The sequence below is a fragment of the Aliirhizobium cellulosilyticum genome (genome assembly GCF_014198105.1).
Lineage (GTDB): Bacteria > Pseudomonadota > Alphaproteobacteria > Rhizobiales > Rhizobiaceae > Neorhizobium > Neorhizobium cellulosilyticum.
Map to the genome: position 1 here is coordinate 32,702 of NZ_JACIGW010000011.1, position 18,026 is coordinate 50,727.

General features: G+C 60.2%; 12 protein-coding genes and 1 pseudogene. 5 read left to right on the forward strand and 8 right to left on the reverse strand.

Annotated elements, in window-relative coordinates; genetic code table 11:
- Positions 1-2: 2 nt before the first annotated feature.
- The 3 genes from addB to trxA all read left to right on the forward strand — a co-directional run bounded on the left by addB (position 3) and on the right by trxA (position 7,140).
- Positions 3-3,200, forward strand: a complete 3,198-nt coding sequence (gene addB / locus GGE33_RS25350) for a double-strand break repair protein AddB (RefSeq protein ID WP_183829708.1) — start codon at positions 3-5, stop codon at positions 3,198-3,200.
- Positions 3,193-6,747, forward strand: coding sequence for a double-strand break repair helicase AddA (gene addA, locus GGE33_RS25355; RefSeq protein ID WP_183829712.1), 3,555 nt, complete (start codon positions 3,193-3,195; stop codon positions 6,745-6,747). The genes addB and addA overlap by 8 nt, the downstream gene beginning before the upstream one ends.
- A gap of 72 nt (positions 6,748-6,819) precedes the next feature.
- Positions 6,820-7,140, forward strand: a complete 321-nt coding sequence (trxA, locus tag GGE33_RS25360) for a thioredoxin (RefSeq protein WP_148143837.1) — start codon at positions 6,820-6,822, stop codon at positions 7,138-7,140.
- Positions 7,141-7,837: 697 nt separating this feature from the next.
- Here trxA and GGE33_RS25365 read toward each other — a convergent pair.
- From GGE33_RS25365 to GGE33_RS25385, 5 genes are all read right to left on the reverse strand, one after another.
- Positions 7,838-9,181, reverse strand: a complete 1,344-nt coding sequence (locus GGE33_RS25365; protein ID WP_394353695.1) for a bifunctional folylpolyglutamate synthase/dihydrofolate synthase — start codon at positions 9,179-9,181, stop codon at positions 7,838-7,840.
- 128 nt (positions 9,182-9,309) lie between these two features.
- Positions 9,310-10,206, reverse strand: a complete 897-nt coding sequence (gene accD / locus GGE33_RS25370) for an acetyl-CoA carboxylase, carboxyltransferase subunit beta (protein WP_183829718.1) — start codon at positions 10,204-10,206, stop codon at positions 9,310-9,312.
- 148 nt (positions 10,207-10,354) lie between these two features.
- Positions 10,355-11,194 carry a tryptophan synthase subunit alpha gene (gene trpA / locus GGE33_RS25375; RefSeq protein ID WP_183829721.1) on the reverse strand — a complete coding sequence of 280 codons (840 nt, stop codon included), beginning with the start codon at positions 11,192-11,194 and terminating at the stop codon, positions 10,355-10,357.
- A 2-nt stretch (positions 11,195-11,196) separates the two neighbouring features.
- Positions 11,197-12,417 carry a tryptophan synthase subunit beta gene (gene trpB, locus GGE33_RS25380; RefSeq protein ID WP_183829724.1) on the reverse strand — a complete coding sequence of 407 codons (1,221 nt, stop codon included), beginning with the start codon at positions 12,415-12,417 and terminating at the stop codon, positions 11,197-11,199.
- Between the two features lie 11 nt (positions 12,418-12,428).
- Positions 12,429-13,085 (reverse strand): phosphoribosylanthranilate isomerase, encoded by a 657-nt coding sequence (locus GGE33_RS25385; protein WP_183829727.1) that lies wholly within the window; start codon positions 13,083-13,085, stop codon positions 12,429-12,431.
- 458 nt (positions 13,086-13,543) lie between these two features.
- On the opposite strand from GGE33_RS25385, the pseudogene GGE33_RS27625 reads away from it, so the two are divergent.
- Positions 13,544-13,940 (forward strand): annotated as a pseudogene (locus GGE33_RS27625) (cell wall hydrolase); the annotation flags it as partial.
- A gap of 522 nt (positions 13,941-14,462) precedes the next feature.
- On the opposite strand, the gene GGE33_RS25395 reads toward GGE33_RS27625, so the two are convergent.
- The 3 genes from GGE33_RS25395 to GGE33_RS25405 all read right to left on the reverse strand — a co-directional run bounded on the left by GGE33_RS25395 (position 14,463) and on the right by GGE33_RS25405 (position 17,175).
- A complete protein-coding gene (locus GGE33_RS25395) occupies positions 14,463-15,224 on the reverse strand; it encodes a M48 family metallopeptidase (protein ID WP_183829734.1) in 762 nt (253 codons plus the stop codon).
- Positions 15,225-15,320: 96 nt separating this feature from the next.
- Positions 15,321-15,743 carry a DUF2852 domain-containing protein gene (locus GGE33_RS25400; protein ID WP_183829737.1) on the reverse strand — a complete coding sequence of 141 codons (423 nt, stop codon included), beginning with the start codon at positions 15,741-15,743 and terminating at the stop codon, positions 15,321-15,323.
- Between the two features lie 136 nt (positions 15,744-15,879).
- Complete coding sequence (locus tag GGE33_RS25405; protein WP_183829802.1) at positions 15,880-17,175, reverse strand: polyhydroxyalkanoate depolymerase; 1,296 nt, start codon at positions 17,173-17,175, stop codon at positions 15,880-15,882.
- A gap of 168 nt (positions 17,176-17,343) precedes the next feature.
- Here GGE33_RS25405 and GGE33_RS25410 point away from each other — a divergent pair, with 168 nt between their 5' ends.
- The gene (locus GGE33_RS25410) at positions 17,344-17,943 is read left to right on the forward strand and encodes a nitroreductase family protein (RefSeq protein WP_183829740.1); all 600 of its coding nucleotides are present in this window, start codon (positions 17,344-17,346) and stop codon (positions 17,941-17,943) included.
- Positions 17,944-18,026: the final 83 nt, after the last annotated feature.

Here is an 18,026-nt window from a genome sequence, read left to right on the forward strand (position 1 = left end):
CCATGCCGGCTAAACGGCGAATTTTCTCGATCCCGTCAGGTGTGCCATTCCTGAAGACGCTCGCCGCCGCACTTTGCAACGGGCGGCTGAACGAGGAATTTCGCTACGATCCTGCCGATCCATTATCGCTCGCCGATGTGACCATCTTCGTACCGACGCGGCGCTCCGCCCGTGTGCTGCGCTCGGAATTCGTCGATCTGCTCGGCGGTCGGGCGGCCATCCTGCCGGTGATCCGGCCGCTTGGCGAAACAGACGACGACAGCGGCTTTTTCGATCTCGTAGCGCCGGAAGAAATGGACATGGCGCTGCCGATCGGCGGGACATCCCGACTGCTCGAACTTGGCCGACTGATCCTTGCCTGGCGCAACCAGCTGCCAAAGATCGTGCTCGACGTGCATTCGGAATCGCCGCTCGTGGCGCCGGCAAGCCCGGCCGATGCGATCTGGCTTGCCCGAGCGCTCGCCGAATTGCTCGACGCTATCGAGACGGAAGAACGCGACTGGGCGGACCTCGACAATCTGCAGACCGGCGAACATGCGCTCTGGTGGCAGCTGACCGCCGAGTTTCTGAAGATCGCCAGTGCCTTCTGGCCTCTCCGGCTGGAAGAGTTGAAGCGCTCCTCCCCTGCCAAACATCGCGCTGCAATTCTGCGCAGCGAGGCGCGGCGGATCGGAGAACGGAACCATAAGGGCCCAGTGATCGTTGCAGGATCGACGGGTTCGGTGCCGGCGGCGGCAGAGCTGATCGCGGCAATCTCTCGCTTGCCGAATGGAACGGTGGTGCTTCCAGGCCTCGACACATCCATGCCGGATGACCAATGGGCAACCGTCGAAGAGGAAACCTTTGACGGCAAGCCCGACCCCGCCAGCCGCAGCCATTCGCAATTCGGGCTTTCCAAGCTGTTGAAGAAGATCGGTGCCGTGCGGGACGACGTCGGGATCATCGGAGAGGTTCCGGTCGATCTGGCGTTCCGGGCGGCCGCCATCTCGCAGGCGCTGGTGCCGGCCAAGGCGACCGACCGTTGGAGCGAGTGGCGCGACGATGCAGATATCGAGGCGCTTCGTGCGGCATTTGCCGATGTCTCCCTGATCGAGGCTGCCAACGAGCGGGAGGAAGCGGTTGCGATTGCCATCGCGCTTCGGCTCGCGCTGCAGAAGCCCGGCCGCAATGGCAATGCCGCGCAGGCGGCGCTGATCACACCGGACCGTGCGCTTGGCCGGCGGGTGACGGCGGAGCTTGCCCGGTTCGGCATCCTTGCCGACGATTCGGCCGGTTCGGCGCTTTCCGGCACACCGCAGGGAACGCTGACCCAGCTGCTTCTGGAGGCGGCACTTCGGCCGGGCGATCCGGTTGCGATTGTCGGCCTGATGAAACATCCGCTGATGCGGCTTGGCCTGCCGGTTGCCGAGCTCAAGACCGCGATCGACGCACTGGAAGTTCTCGCACTGCGTGGCGGTGTCGGCGAGATGGATATTTCGACGCTCGAACCGCTTCTGGAGACCCAACTGGCAGCGCATGCCGAGGACCGGCACACGCCGCACTGGATCGATTCGTTGCCGGAAGAAGCGATCGAGATGGCGCGGGATGTTGCTCGGCGGATCACGCAGGCGGTCGAACCTCTGGTGAGCTCTTTCGTTCACCGGCGCGCTGACGGTCGCGGGCTGACGGCAAAGTTGCCGCTTTCCGAATGGGCGAGCCGCACCGGCAAGGCGCTGGAGGCAATTGCGATCGACGAGCGCGGCGATCTTGCGGCGCTCTGGTCCGGCGAGGCGGGTGAGCAGCTTTCGGGCCTGCTTGCCGAAGTGATGGAAACCGACGGGCAGATCGATGCCGATGGTCCGCAATGGATCGATATCGTCATGGCGTTGACGACGGGCGGGGCCGTGAAACCCCGCTCGCTTGCACATCCGCGGGTATTCATCTTCGGTACGCTTGAGGCACGATTGCAGAGCGTCGACACGATGATCCTCGGCGGATTGAACGAAGGATCGTGGCCGGGGCAGACGGTCAACAATCCGTTCCTGTCCCGCTCGATGAAGACCGATATGGGGCTGGAGCCGCCGGAACGACGGATTGGCCAGCTGGCGCATGATTTCGAAATGGCCTGCGGCACCCGCAACCTGATCTTTTCGCGCTCGCTGCGCCAGGGTGCGACGCCGACAGTTGCTTCCCGCTGGCTGCAGCGATTGCTGGCGCTGGGGGGCAAGACTTTTGCCGACGGGTTGAAAGCGCGCGGCGAAGACTATCGTCATTGGGCCTCGCTGATCGACGCGGGCGCAGACCAGAAGCCGGCAAAGCGCCCTGCCCCGAGACCACCGGCGGAGCTGCAGCCGGTCAAATATTCCTTCAGCGAGGTCGGCCGGTTGCGGCGCGATCCTTACTCCGTCTACGCCCGCCGCATCCTGAAACTCGATCCGCTTTCGCCGTTCAACGAAGACCCCGGCGCGTCGCAGCGCGGCACACTCTATCACGCGATCATCGACCGCTATACGCGGCAGGGCCACAAGCCGGGCAGCAATGTTTCACGTGAATCCATGATGCGGATCACACAGGAGCTGTTCGATGCCGAGCAATTGCCGCCGCATATCGACCGGGTCTGGCGGCCGCGTTTTGTCGAAGTGGCGAAGGCATTTCTTGATTGGGAAGAAAAACGGGCGCCGGAGGTGCGCAGCACGGTGACGGAAGCCGGAGCCGGTTTCGAGGTCGAGACGGCCGGGATAAGGGTGACCGGTATTGCCGACCGGATCGATCTGATGCGCTCGGGGACCGCCGACATTATCGACTACAAGACGGGTTTGAGCCCTTCGGTTTCGCAGGCCCGTGCGCTGCTCGATCCACAGCTTGCGCTGGAGGCGGCGGCACTTCAGGCGGGGGCCTTCAAAGTGATGGGTGTTCAGCAGCCCGGCGATCTTCTTTATGTGCGGTTGCGGCCCGGGGACCGGTTCAGGTCCGAGCGGGTGAACAATGAAGGTTCTTCCGCCAGTGCGAAGAAACAGCCGAAATCGGCAATCGACCTGGCGCAGGATTCGATCGATCAGTTGACCAGGTTCGTGCTGAAACTGCGAAGCGGCGATGCCGGCTTTGCCTCGCGGCTGGTGCCCTTTGCGCAGGGCGATTTTGGTGGCGAATACGACCACCTCGCCCGGGTTGCCGAATGGTCGACGGCGGATGATGACGGAGAGGGTGAAGCCGATGAGTGAGATCCTCACCGATGAATTGCCGGCCGGCGACGAGCCGAAGCAGTGGATCGACTGGACGACGGTGCAGCAATCGCGAGCTTCGGATCCGGCAAGCTCGGCCTGGGTTTCGGCCAACGCCGGTTCGGGCAAGACGCATGTCCTGACCCAGCGCGTGATCAGGTTGCTGTTGGCCGGCTGCCGCCCCTCTTCCATTCTGTGCCTCACCTATACCAAGGCCGCGGCATCGGAAATGTCGAACCGGGTTTTTCAGCGGCTGTCAGAATGGACGGTGCTTTCCGACGAGGAGTTGCGCAAGCGGATAACCGGCATCGAAGGTCATGAGCCGGATTCCGCCAAGCTGGCCGAGGCGCGGCGGCTGTTCGCCAAGGCGCTGGAGACGCCAGGCGGGCTGAAGATCCAGACGATCCACGCATTCTGCGAAGCGCTGCTCCATCAGTTTCCGCTGGAAGCCAATGTCGCCGGGCATTTTTCCGTGCTCGACGACCGGGCCGCTTCGGCGCTTCTGGCGGAAGCACGGCGTTCGCTTCTGACTGCAACGTCTGCCGAGGATGATGCTGATCTGGCGGAAGCTTTTGCCCATGTTCTCGATCTCGGTGACGAGTTCGGGCTGGAAGCCCTGCTTTCCGACATCGTGGCCAACCGGACGGCGATCCGGCGTTTCACGGCGAATGCCGAGCGCCATGATGGGATAGGGCCTGAGCTTAAACGAATGCTGGGGCTTGATGCGGGTGATACGGAAGAGAGTATCGCTGGCAGTTACTGGCCGCTTCCCGGCCTGTCGGGCCTTACCCTCGATCTCTATCTGTCGCTGGCCGACCAGAGTGGTGGATCCAAGGTGACCGATGTCGCCTATGGCCTGCGGGTGGTGATGAAGGAGCTGGATGCGTTCAAGCGGGCCGACTATCTGGAATCGATCTTTCTGGCCGCCAAGGGCACGGTCAAGGCCGACAGTTCTCTGGTTGCCAAAACGATGCTGAAGCCAGCGCCGGAGCTCGCGGCGGCGATCGATGCGGCGCGGAGCCATGTGTTTGCCTGCCGCGACCGGTTGCGGCTGATCCGGATGTTTTCGGCAACCAAGGCCGCACTGACGCTGGCGGCGCGGCTGACCGAGGATTACGAGGAGCTGAAGAGAAGGCGTAGCCTGCTCGACTTCGAGGATCTGATTGCGCGGACCGCCGATCTTCTGACCCGCGACGGGGTCGGTGCCTGGGTGCATTACAAGCTTGACCAGGGCATCGATCATATCCTGGTCGACGAGGCGCAGGATACCAGCCCGATCCAGTGGACGGTGATCAAGTCGCTGGCGGAGGATTTCTATTCCGGCGCCAGCGCCCGCGAAACGCTGCGGACCATCTTTGCCGTGGGTGACGAGAAACAGTCGATCTATTCGTTTCAGGGTGCGCGTCCGGAACGGTTTGCCGAGGAGCGCAGCGCGACACAGAAGCAGGTGAGCGGCAGCGGCCAGCCGTTTCACGCGATCCGCCTGCCGCTCTCCTTCCGCTCCACGGCAGATGTTCTCTCCGCCGTCGACCAGGTGTTTTCGCTGGAGGAGAACGCCAAGGGGCTTTCGGCGATCGGCGACGCGGTGCAGCACCGGTCCAATCGAATGGGCCATGCCGGCGCGGTCGATCTGTGGGATGTAGTTGCGCCGGAAGTGTCCGAGCAGGAAGAGGACTGGACAGCGCCTTTCGATTCGACGCCGGACAAGGCACCGGCTGCCATCCTTGCAGCGCGGATCGCCGACCGGATCGGTGAGATGATCGGCCATGAAACGGTGATCGAGAAAGGTGTGGAACGTCGGATCGAGCCGGGTGACATTCTGGTTCTGGTGCGCAAGCGCGATGCCTTCGTCAATGCGCTGACACGGGCGTTGAAGCGGCGCGACAACATTCCGGTTGCCGGTGCCGACCGGCTTCGACTGACCAGCCATATCGCGGTGCAGGATCTGCTCGCGCTCGGGCGTTTCATGCTTTTGCCGCAGGATGATCTTTCGCTGGCGGCGCTTCTGAAGAGCCCGCTGTTCGATCTTTCCGAAGAAGATGTGTTCGAGGTCGCGGCGCTGCGGGCGGAAAATACCAGCGCCTGGATGCGGCTTCTCGCGCTTGCCGAGGAACAGCCGCTGCGATTTCGCGATGCTGCGGAACGGTTGCAGCATCTGCTTGCGCTTTCCCGGCTGCTCAGCCCGCATGATCTTTATGCGCGGATTTTGGGGCAATATGGCGGGCGGCGAAAGTTTCTCGGGCGGCTCGGCACGGAGGCCGGCGATATTCTCGATGAGTTCCTGACCTTCGCGCTGGACCATGAAACATCCGGCCTGCCCGGACTTCAGGCTTTCGTTTCGACACTGGAGCTTGAAAGCCCGGAGGTCAAACGCGAGCAGGATGGCGGGCGCAACGAGGTGCGGATCATGACCGTACATGCCTCCAAGGGGCTCGAGGCGCCGGTGGTGTTTCTGGTCGACAGCAATTCGAAATCCTTCATTTCCTCGCATGTGCCGAAATTCCGGTTCTTGAAAACCGCGCAGGGCGATGTTCCGGCATGGCTGCCGGGAAAGACGCTTTCGAACGCGCTGACTGGTGCCGATGAGGAGCGGCTGAAGACGCTTTCCGAAGAGGAATATCGGCGGCTGCTTTATGTCGGCATGACACGCGCGGCCGACCGGCTGATCGTCTGCGGCTATCGCGGCGTGCGTGACAATCCGGACAGCTGGCAGGCGATGATCTCGCGGGCGCTTTCGCTGGACGAGCAGCATTGCAGCGCCACCACGTTCAACGGGCCGGATGGCGAATGGAGCGGGTTGAAATGGCGGCTGCCGGTTACCGGCGGAAGTGTCGAGCGGGCGGAGCGCGAAGAACACAAGGCGGCGGAGAGACCGGGCCTGCCGGGCGATCTGTCACGCCCCCTGCCCCCACAGAAGATTTTGCCGCGACCACTCAGCCCATCGGGCGCCGGCGTGATGATCGATGACGATGCGGACGACCTGATCGTCACCTCTCCCCTGTTCGGCGACAAGGCAACGGCAAGCCTTGCGCTGCAGAAGGGTAAACTGGTTCACCGCATGCTGCAGATGCTGACGGAGTTTTCCGACGTGGAGCGTGAAACTGCCGCCAACCGCTATGCCGAGCGGGCTGCACGGTTCTGGCCCAAGGCCGAGCGGGAAAAGCTGGTCGAGAGCGTCATTTCGGTGCTTTCACACTCCGGCCTTGCGCCGGTCTTTTCGGCCCGCAGCCAGGCGGAAGTGTCGATCATGGGGACGCTTCATCTGGAGGGGCAGGATTATGCGATTTCAGGGCGGATCGACCGGCTGGTGGAGATGGACGATCGGGTGATCATTCTCGACTACAAGACCAACCGCAAGCCACCGGCGGACGTCGAGGCCGTGCCGCTGACGCATCGGGCGCAGCTTGCCATCTATCGCGAGATCATGAAGCCGCTTTATCCCGGCAAGCAAGTCGACTGTGTGCTGGTCTATACCGAGACGGCAACAGTCATGACATTACCTGTCGAGCTGATGTCGCGCTCGCTTGCAGAGCTCAAGACAAAGTGACATGACGGAGATTGAAAATGATCAATGCCGATCTCACATTTGCAGCAACGAAGAATCGTAAAGGAGAGCCCTATGGCTACCGTTAAGGTCGATACCAACAATTTTCAGGCCGAAGTTCTCAACTCCGCCGAGCCGGTCGTCGTGGATTTCTGGGCTGAATGGTGCGGCCCGTGCAAGATGATCGCTCCGAGCCTTGAAGAGATCGCAACCGAACTTTCCGGCAAGGTGAAGGTCGCCAAGCTGAACATCGACGAAAACCCGGAACTGGCTGCCCAGTTCGGCGTTCGCTCGATCCCGACGCTTGCCATGTTCAAGGGCGGCGAAGTGGCTGACATCAAGGTTGGCGCTGCTCCGAAGACCGCGCTTGCCGCCTGGATTTCCGGCGCTGCATAACACTTAAAAAAGTGTTTCACGTGAATCCAAAACCCGGCTGGGAAATTAGCCGGGTTTTTTGTTTGCCTATTTTGAAGCTGGCTTCCGAATGGACACAGTCCGCCCTTGGCGATCTGGATATTTCTTGTTTTGGCCGGGACACGTCGGGTGCCTCGAATTGAATTTTTATATGTGACACTCGGCGTGTCCCGTTCTGTGTGTTTTTCCGCGCAACTCCGGTCCGTCTGCGGCGGTCGGGCTTATGTCCTCATCGAACTGCAGGCCGGTATGTGTGCGACACACGCACGCCTTATTCAGGGGCAGACCATTTTCTGCGCAGCTCCGGATGGTCCGCCTGCATAAGGGTGGAACATCCGATCACCGGTTCCGCCTCGCCGGTTATGCGGACCGGTGTAGCCGAAGCGGAACGAGCACATTCTAGGCACGCGGCGCGAGGGCGGGGATGAAAAACCAGTTAAATGATTGGGATTGTTGGAGCGGGATTGGGATCTCGTCCCCGCTTGTGGCGACGCTGGTGACAGTGCCAGCCCCTCATCCACCTGCCGGAATCTTCTCCCCTTTTTGACAGAGAGAAGGACGCAAGTTGCCCCTCTCCGTCTCGCGCTGAACTTCAGCATAACAAGTCCCCTCTCCCCATTTACGGGGCAAGGTGGAAGCAAGCTGCCCCTTGGGTGAGGGCCATCCGTAGGCCCCTACATCACGTCGGCGGAGTGCCGTTATCTGCCAGAACATTACCCGCAAAATAGAGGGAACCGCCAATGAGGATGCGGGTTGGTGGGCGATCGGGGATCTGGCGGAGGGTAATTTCCTGAAGCGCTTCGGCGACCGAGGCGGACGGTTCGGCGACCAGTCCCGCATCGAAAGCGGAATGGGCCAAGACCACCGGATCAAGGCCGGCTTCGCTGTCGCGGATGCGAACGGTAAAGACATGTTCCGCGAGATCGGCAAAGGCGCGGAAATAACCGACCGGATCCTTGGTGTTGATCATGCCGGTGATGAGATAAAGCGGGCGCGGCTGACGCTCCTCGAAAGCCGCGATCGCCTCTGCAATGACTTCGCCGCCAGCGGGATTATGTCCGCCATCGAGCCAGATCTCAGCACCCTTGGGCGCGAATTCCAGAAGCTTGCCCTCGGTGATCCGCTGCAGGCGCGCCGGCCATTCGACGCTCACCATCGCCTTTTCCATCATCTGGTCGGTAACGGCAAAACCGGCTGCCTTGACAGCGCGGATGGCGGCTGCGGCATTGGCGTATTGATGCCGGCCCGGCAGGCGCGGCAAAGGCAGATCATGCAGACCATCCTCGTCCTGATAGATCAGGCGGCCGAATTCCTCATGGGCGGAAAAATCCTGACCATAGACCGAGAGTGGACAGCCAAGGCGATCCGCCGTCGAGATCAGAACTTCGCGGGCGGCTTCAAATTCCTGGTGACCCACAACCACCGGACGCCGGCGTTTCATGATGCCGGCCTTCTCGGCGGCGATCAATTCGACACGATCTCCCAGATAAGCCTGGTGATCGAGCGCGATCGGCATGATCACCGAGACGGCAGGATTGGCGATGACATTGGTGGCATCGAACCGTCCGCCCAGCCCGACTTCCAGAATGACCGCATCCGCGGGCTGTTCGGAGAACAGCAGGAAGGTGGCAGCAGTGAGGATCTCGAAGACGGTGATCGTTTGGCCGTCATTGGCGGCTGCGACACGGCGCAAGGCATCTGCAAGCAGCGCGTCATCCACCAATTGTCCGCGACCGCCCTTGACGCCGATGCGGAAACGCTCGTGCCAATTTACCAGATGGGGGGATGTGTGAACGTGGACCGAATGGCCGCCTGCCTCCAGCAGCGCGCGGCAGAAGGCGGTGCAGGAACCCTTGCCGTTGGTGCCGGCGACATGGATGACCGGCGGCAGTTTCAGCTGCGGATTGCCGAGCACCTCAAGGAGGCGGGTGATACGTTCAAGCGACAGATCAAACCCTTTCGGATGAAGGGTCATCAGCCGCTCGATTTCCTGAGCGGCTTCGCTTGCGACGGGCTGGTTCATGGTCGACATCCCGTAGCTCCGGCTTTGGTCGTCTTTTCGAGCAGTCTCACCCTGTCCGAGGGTACGGCCACCCAGTTTTTTGGTTTCAACGCAATTCCGACAAAACCGGTTGCCGGAATTGCCTCAAGTCAGGCGGTCGCAGCGACCGGTGCGGGTGCTGGAAGCGCTTCCTGCACCGGCTGCTTCATCAGCATGCGGATGATGCGGGCAAGCGTCTCGGGAATATCGTGCCGCTTGACCACCATATCGACCATGCCGTGTTCAAGCAGGTATTCAGAGGTTTGGAAACCCTCCGGCAGCTTTTCACGCAGGGTCTGTTCGATGACGCGCTTGCCGGCAAAACCGATTTCAGCGCCCGGCTCGGCAATATGGACATCACCCAGCATCGCGTAGGACGCGGTAACGCCGCCGGTGGTCGGGTTGGTCAGCACGCAGATGTAAGGAAGGCCGGCTTCCTTCAGCATATCGACGGCAACCGTGGTGCGCGGCAGCTGCATGAGCGAAAGAATGCCTTCCTGCATGCGGGCACCGCCCGACGCCGGGAAGATGATCAGGGCGCATTTTTCCTTCAGCGCACGCTCGGCAGCCTTCACGATCGCCTCGCCGGCTGCCATGCCGAGCGAGCCACCGATGAAGTTGAACTCATGCACGACGGCAACCAGCTTGACGCCCTGGACGGTGCCGAGGCCCGACAGGATCGTATCTTCCTGCTCGGTCTTCAGGCGGCTGTCCTTGAGGCGGTCGGCATATTTCTTGGAATCGCGGAACTTCAGCGGATCCTGGGCGACCTTGGGCTGCGGCAGGGCTTCAAACTCGCCGCCGTCAAACAGGTCCCTGAGGCGCGCCTTGGCAGGCATTTTCATGTGGAAGCCGGAGGCAGGAATGACCCACTTGTTCTCTTCGAGGTCCTTGTGGAAGACCATTTCGCCGGTTTCAGGGCACTTGATCCAGAGGTTTTCCGGAACTTCGCGACGACCCAGCATGGAATTGATGCGCGGTCGAACGTAATTGGTGATCCAGTTCACTTGGGGGTACTCCGATAAAACAGTGTCAGGACTGAAGCGTATCGCGATCCTTAAAATCGCGTGCCACGCCTCAGATCTTCAATTTTCAGACATGCCTCGCTCTCGAGACCGGTGGCGACTTTCGAGAGGCATGCCTTATGTGGGCCAGTTATTCGGCAGCAACAAGGCGCGCGGAACGCACGCCGGTTGAAAGACCGCGAACGAAAGTGGAAACGGCGGAAACCGTGTCGGCGGTAGCAGCACCATCCTTGGTGAGGCTGCCGGCGACCTGGGCGACAATCGCCGTGCCGACGACAACGCCATCTGCTGCGGCACCGATTGCCTTGGCATGATCGGCGGTCTTGACGCCGAAGCCAACGCAGACCGGCAGATCCGTGTGGTCTTTGATACGGGCGACGGCGCCGGAGATCAGCGACGGATCGGGCAAAGCCGAACCGGTAATGCCGTTCATCGAAACGTAATAGACGAAGCCGGACGTATTGTTGAGCACGGTCGGCAGACGCTTCTCGTCCGTGGTCGGGGTCGTCAGGCGGATGAAGTTGATGCCCTTGGCGAGCGCCGGGATGCAGAGCTCGTCATCCATTTCCGGCGGCAGATCAACGATGATCAGGCCATCGATGCCGGCTGCGATCGCGTCATCGACGAACCTGTCGACGCCGTAGATATAGATCGGGTTGTAATAGCCCATCATGACGATTGGGGTTTCATCGTCGCTCTTGCGGAAATCGCGGGCGAGATCAAGCGTCTTTGCCAGCGTCTGGCCACCCTTCAAGGCGCGCTGGCCGGCGAGCTGGATGGTCGGGCCATCCGCCATCGGATCGGAAAACGGCATGCCGAGTTCGATCACATCGGCGCCGGCTTCCGGCAAAGCCTTCATAATGCCGAGCGAGGTTGCATAATCCGGATCGCCGCCCATGAAATAGGTGACAAGAGCGGGGCGACCTTCGGCCTTCAACTTGGCGAAGCGTGTGTCCATTCTGGAAGTCATGATTACAGCCCCACTCCAAGCAACTTGCCGACGGTGAAAATGTCCTTGTCGCCGCGGCCGGACAGGTTCATCAGGATGATCTGGTCCTTGCCCATCTTCGGCGCACGCTTGATCACTTCGGCGATGGCATGGCTGGGCTCTAGCGCCGGGATGATGCCTTCGAGTTTCGTCAGGAGTTGGAAGGCTTCGAGCGCTTCGTCATCCATGACCGGCACATATTCGGCGCGGCCGATATCGTTCAGCCAGGAATGCTCAGGGCCTATGCCCGGATAATCGAGGCCGGCAGAGATCGAATGGCCTTCGAGGATCTGGCCGTCCTTGTCCTGCAAGAGATAGGTGCGGTTGCCATGCAGCACGCCCGGAGAGCCTGCGGTGATCGAGGCGCAGTGTTCGTTGCCGTCGAGGCCATGGCCACCGGCTTCGACGCCGACGATCTTGACGCCTTCGTCATCGAGGAAGGGATGGAAAAGGCCGATGGCGTTAGAACCGCCGCCAACGGCAGCGATGACGACATCCGGCAGGCGGCCTTCGGCTTCCAGGATCTGCTCACGGGCTTCCTGGCCAATGACGGCCTGGAAATCGCGGACCATTTCCGGATAGGGATGCGGGCCGGCGGCAGTGCCGATCAGGTAATAGGTGTCGTCGACATTGGTGACCCAGTCACGCAGCGCCTCGTTCATGGCATCTTTCAGCGTGCCGGAACCGGCCGTGACGGCCTTCACCTCGGCGCCAAGCAGTTTCATGCGGAAGACGTTCGGGGCCTGGCGCTCAACATCGGTGGCGCCCATATAGACGACACAAGGGAGGCCGAAACGGGCAGCGACGGTGGCCGAGGCCACGCCGTGCTGGCCGGCACCGGTTTCGGCGATGATACGGGTCTTGCCCATGCGCTTGGCCAGCAGAATCTGGCCGATGCAGTTGTTGATCTTGTGGGAGCCGGTATGGTTCAGCTCTTCGCGCTTGAAATAAATCTTTGCGCCGCCGAGATGTTCAGTCAGACGCTCGGCATAATAGAGTGGGCTTGGGCGACCGATATAATGGGTGCCTAAATCAGCCAGTTCCTTCTGGAACTCCGGATCGTTCTTCGCCTTTTCCCATTCGGCCTGAAGATCCAGGATCAGCGGCATCAGTGTTTCCGCGACAAAGCGGCCACCGAAAATGCCGAAACGGCCGTCCTCATCGGGGCCGGAGCGGAAGGAATTGGGTTTAGGCGTATCGTTCACTCTATGCTCCTTCAGCGCTTATTGGCTTTCGCATCGGCGACAGCATCAAAAAACGCATCGATCATTCCAACGTCTTTGAGGCCCGGGGCGCTTTCCACTCCGGACGATACATCGATACCCGTTGCGCGCGTGGACGCGATCGCATCAGCGACATTATCCTTATTCAGGCCCCCGGAAAGCATGTAATTCACGCCTTCGTCAAGCGAAGCCATCAGGTTCCAGTCGAAGGAGACACCGTTACCGCCCGGAAGATCCGATCCTTTCGGTGCCTTCGCATCGAAGAGGAAGCGGTCGGCGACGCCGATGAAGGGGTCGACCCGATGCAGATCCGTGGCTTCCCTTACCGAAAACACTTTCATTACCGGCAGGCCATAGAGCGCCTTGATATGCAGGATGCGTTCCGGCGTCTCATGTCCGTGAAGCTGGAGAATATCCGGGTGCAGAAGCGAGACTATATCGTCCAAGTCTTCGTCATTCGCATCCACGGTAACGGCGACGATCTTTGCCCTGCTGCGGACCCGGTCGGCCAACTCACCGGCGATCTCGGGCGCGATGTTACGCGGGCTCTTTTCGAAGAAGATGAAGCCGATATGGGTTGCGCCGCGCTCAACGGCGCGATCCACGGCATCCGCCGTCGACAAACCACAAATCTTGATGTCGAGTTTCATGATCGCGGAGTGACACGAAATGCCTGCGGAGTCGAGAATCTTTTACATGGATGGACAGCGGCGGATTGCCGGATACGAAGAATTAACCGTGATGTCTCATATACGAATCGTAACATGCTCACGCTTGATGAATGTGTGAAATATCAGTTTTCGCTCATGAAAGTTTGTTGCAGCCAAAATCGAAAAAGGAATGGAATTTCCGAGGTTTGGCCTGTCATGAAAGATAATTGATAAACTGTATGAATTGAGGTAGGTTATTCCTCAACCAGATGATTTTTGAAATTTTTTGGCGGGGTACCATGACGAGGATTACGACAGTTGCCTGGCGGGCAGCTTTATGTCTGACGGCTGGGGGGCTGCTCTCTGCATGCACCAGCACGCAGACCGTGTCGTCAGTGGACGCTAAAGACAAAACGACCAAATTGGCGTCAGCACAAACTGGCTCACAAAAGGCCGTATATAGCTACACCAATAAAGATCGTGAATGCCTGAAGCGTGCGATGTATTTCGAATCCAGGCGGACGAGCGAAAATGGCTTTCTGGCCGTTGGAAGCGTGATCATGAACCGCCTGACCTCCGGCATCTACCCGGAGACGATTTGCGGCGTCGTGGCACAGAAAAACCAGTTTGCTCCGGGCGTGATGACCCGCAAGATGGACGAGGCTACCGCGCCGGATCTCAACACGGCGGCAGATGCAGTGTTGAAGGGCGCGCGCCATCCCGACGTGAAGAACGCTATGTTCTTCCATACAGAGGGATACAGCTTCCCATACAACAACATGCATTATGTAGCCGCTGCCGGCGGCAACGTGTTCTACGAAAAGCGTGACGAGGACGGCAATCTGCAGACGGCGGCTCCGAAGCCGGCCAACAGCTACATTCTCGCCTATGCGTCGAACGATCCCGAGCAGAACCCAGCCCTGTCGTCGTCGATCATTGCCGAGGCTGCAAGTGCTGCCGCTGCGAGCACGCAGGTGGCCGCGGTTTCGGCACCTGCCGTCACGTCCCAGGCTGCTGCAATGCCGGAAAAGAGCGGACATAACGGTTCGGCACAGCCGGCCGTCGCCTCGAACAACCCGCCGCTTGCGCCGGTGATTACGGCAGCGGTTGCTCGGTCCAGCATGGAAGAGGCATTCGATACCGCCTATGCGGTGCCGCAGAACGCTTCCTATACCCCTGCCCATGCCTATCAGGCCAGCCTTGAGAACGTCGCAAAGGTTCCGGTCCCGGCTGCACGTCCGAATGTGCAGAAGCGTCCTGGAGCCGGGATGGCGATGGCTGATCCGACCCCAGGTTTGAGCCAGGAAAACTGGTCCATCCGGACAAGCAACTGGCAGTAAACCGAGGATTATTCCTCGGCCCTGTAGTTCACTTCCTTCAACTGAAATCTATCGCGTGAAGCTGCGAACCGTGCAGCTTCAGCCAGCGGCGTGCCTCGTCCATACGCGGGCACAGATCTCCGCAGAGCGCCCAGAATTTCGGGCCGTGGTTCATCTCTTTCAGATGTGCGACCTCGTGAGCTGCGAGGTAATCGATGATCAGCGGCGGCGCCATGACGATGCGCCACGAGAAGCTGAGATTGCCGTCCCAGGAACATGAGCCCCAGCGGCTACGCGTATCCTTCATTGACACTGAGGCAATCGGCTTGCGGATGGCAGCGGCGTGACGGCGGGCCAGCGCTTCGAGATCGTGGCGCGCTTCCTTCTTGAGAAAGGTCGAGATCCTTCGGCCCATATGTTCCTCAAGCCCGCTTACCTTGAGTACCGGTTCGCCATCGATAACCAGCGCCTGGGTGATGCCGCGCAAGGATCCGGTATGTTCGATCCGGTGCTGGACGCCGCGGATGGAAATGGTGCCACCCGGCCGGATCGGGTTGTCGAGGGAGAATTTGGCGAGCTTGGTTTTCAGCCAGCCCTCGTGGCGATACAGAAAGTCATCCACCTCGTAATGTTTCAGGCCCACGGGGATGGTGAGATTGAGCGCCCTGCCGCCCGGCTCGATCCTGAGCGTGATACGGGTCGCGCGACTGTTCTCCTTGATGGTCAATGGCATGGCGCGATCCCCCACAGCAAGCGTGCGCTTGACCGTCTGCAGTGGTTTGGGTGACCGGCGAACCGGCTTCTTCAAGAGCGCGAACATGACTATTCCTTACCCGATTCACCGGGATTCTGCCCATCAAAAAAGCCGGCGCTCCGAAGAGCACCGGCCTTCATCACATCAGAGCCGACTTTGGGGTCAGACATCGACCACCGGCTGATCGCCCGAAGGACGATTTTTGCGGTCGCGCATGAAGCGGTCGAACTCTTCCTGATCCTTGGCGCGGCGAAGCTCGCGCGCATAGGTATCGAACTCTTCCCGCATCTCATCAAGCTTGCGGCGTTCTTCTTCCAGGCGATCCAGTTCGGCCTTGCGCCAGTCGTCGAAAGCGACATTGCCGGTCGAAAAATGCGTGTTGTAACGGCGGCTTGCCTTGCGGCACCCGGCGAACCATTTGTCAGTGCGATCATTGGCATCGCGCTTGAAGCCGCGAAGCCGATCCCCGAAAATGATATAGGCGAGCATAGCAAGGCCAAGCGGCCAGAAAACTATGAAACCGAGCACCATGAGAGCAATGGTGGCCGGCGTCCACTCCGGACGTATCAATGCAGACTGGTTCATAGGTCACACCCTTAGGGTTAGAGCGGGAGGCCAGATGCCAGCCCGACGGGAATCGATTTGGTGAGCCCCGGATCGCGCTTCAAGAAGAGCAAAGATTAAATCCGCTAAAATGCGGAAATCGATAGTGGAATTCGATCTATTCCGGCTTCGGCGCGCTTTTCCTGCCGCTACGCGTAGGCTTAGGCGCCGCATCGCTTGGCCGGGTTCCGGAATGCAGCCGGGTAAATTCGATGATCCGCGGCGCGATCTCCTGGCGGTAACGGGAACCATTGAAAACGCCGTAATGACCGACATCCGGCTGCATGTAATGAAGGCGCATGCTGTCAGGGATATTCGGGCATATCGCGTGGGCGGCATTGGTCTGGCCCAAGCCGGAGATATCGTCATTCTCGCCTTCGACCGTCATCAACGCAACGTTGCGAATGACACCAGTGTCAACCGGGACATCGCGATGCATCATCTCGCCTTTCGGCAAAGAATGGCGGATGAAGACGGTATCTACGGTCTGGAGATAGAACTCCTCGGTCAGGTCCATCACGGCGAGGTATTCGTCGTAGAAGTCCCGGTGTCGCTCCGCCGACTCGCCGTCATTCTTGACGAGGTGATCGAAGAATTCGCGATGTGCCATCACATGGCGGTCGAGGTTCATCGACATAAAACCCGAGAGCTGCAGGAAGCCGGGATAGACCGGACGCATGAAGCCGGGTTGCGGAAAGGGGACCGTCATGATGACGTTATCCTTGAACCATTCGAGCGGATGCTCGTTTGCCAGCTTGTTGACCGCCGTTGGGTTGATGCGAGTATCGATCGGGCCGCCCATGAGGATCATCGAGGCGGGCAACATCGGATCCTTCCGCGTCTCCATGATCGCAACGGCGGCGAGGACCGGGACGGAAGGCTGGCAGACGCCGGCGACATGTGCGCCAGGGCCTATCTCCTGCAGCATCTCGATAACGTAATCGATGTAATCGTTAAGATCGAACCCGCCTTCCGTGACAGGCACGACCCGCGCATCGACCCAATCGGTGATGTAAATCTCCGCATGAGGAAGCAGCGCTTCGACCGTTCCACGCAGCAGTGTCGCATAATGTCCGGACATAGGCGCGACCAACAGGATTTTCGGATCCGGCTGATGGGCCGGCGGAAGATCGCGCTTGAAATGCAGCAGCTGACAGAAGGGTTTAGACCAAATGATCTCTTCTTCCACTGCGACCGTTTCGCCATTCACGGTGGTTTCGTTCAGGCCGAAATCCGGCTTGGCATAGCGTCGCGTGGCCCGCTCGAAAACTTCGAGGCTTGCCGTCAACGTACGGCCGAGCACGGTTTGCGACATGGGGTTGAGCGGATTGCTAGAGACATAGCGAAGTGCTTCCACACCGGCGCGAAACGGCGCGAGCGCAGCGTGGTTCAATTCATACAGCTGATAGAACATGATCGCGCTGCCTTTCATGGCGGTGCACTCCTCTCCTTGCGCGCTCCGTAGAACGCCTCCCTCCCCTCACCCATCTATGACGGATGTGGGGTCGATTGTCACCTGCGCGAGGGTGATTGCCAAAGAGCCGGTGAGGCATATGTTGGGCAACATGACAAGGAGACCTCGATGACCAGCAGCAATTCCCGCACATCCGAATTTCCCATCGACGCGTATTTTCTCGATCGCTGGTCGCCGCGCGCTTTTACTGACGAGACGATGGATCGCGAACAGATGCTGACCATTCTCGACGCGGCGCATTGGGCGCCCTCGTCCGGCAACAATCAGCCCTGGCGCTTCATCTATGGTCTTCGCGGCACGCCGGCATTCGAGGCGATCCTTGATCTTCTCGTTCCCGGCAACCAGCGTTGGGCAAAGAATGCCGCTGCCCTGATGATTATCGTTTCGAAATGCTACCGGGTTTCATCAAACGGCGAGCACAAGCCCGCCTATACGCATTCCTACGATACGGGCGCAGCCTGGTTCTCAGTAATCTGCCAGGCCATGAAGCTCGGCTATCACGCGCATGGAATGGAGGGGTTCGACAAGGAAAAATCTGTGGACGTGCTCGAACTGCCCGAGGGTTTCAGAGTGGAAGCTGCAGCCGCGCTTGGCCGCATGGCCGCGAAGGAGACATTGCCGGAAGACCTGAGGGAGCGCGAGATACCGAGCGGACGAAAGGCCGTTTCGGAGATCGCCTTCGAGGGGAAGTTCTCCGGCGAACCGTGATCAAAAGCCTGACTGTGCAAGGTTTCGCGTGAATCCTTAGCCGGATGCGAAAACGGGGCCTGTCGGCCCCGTTTCAGCTTTGG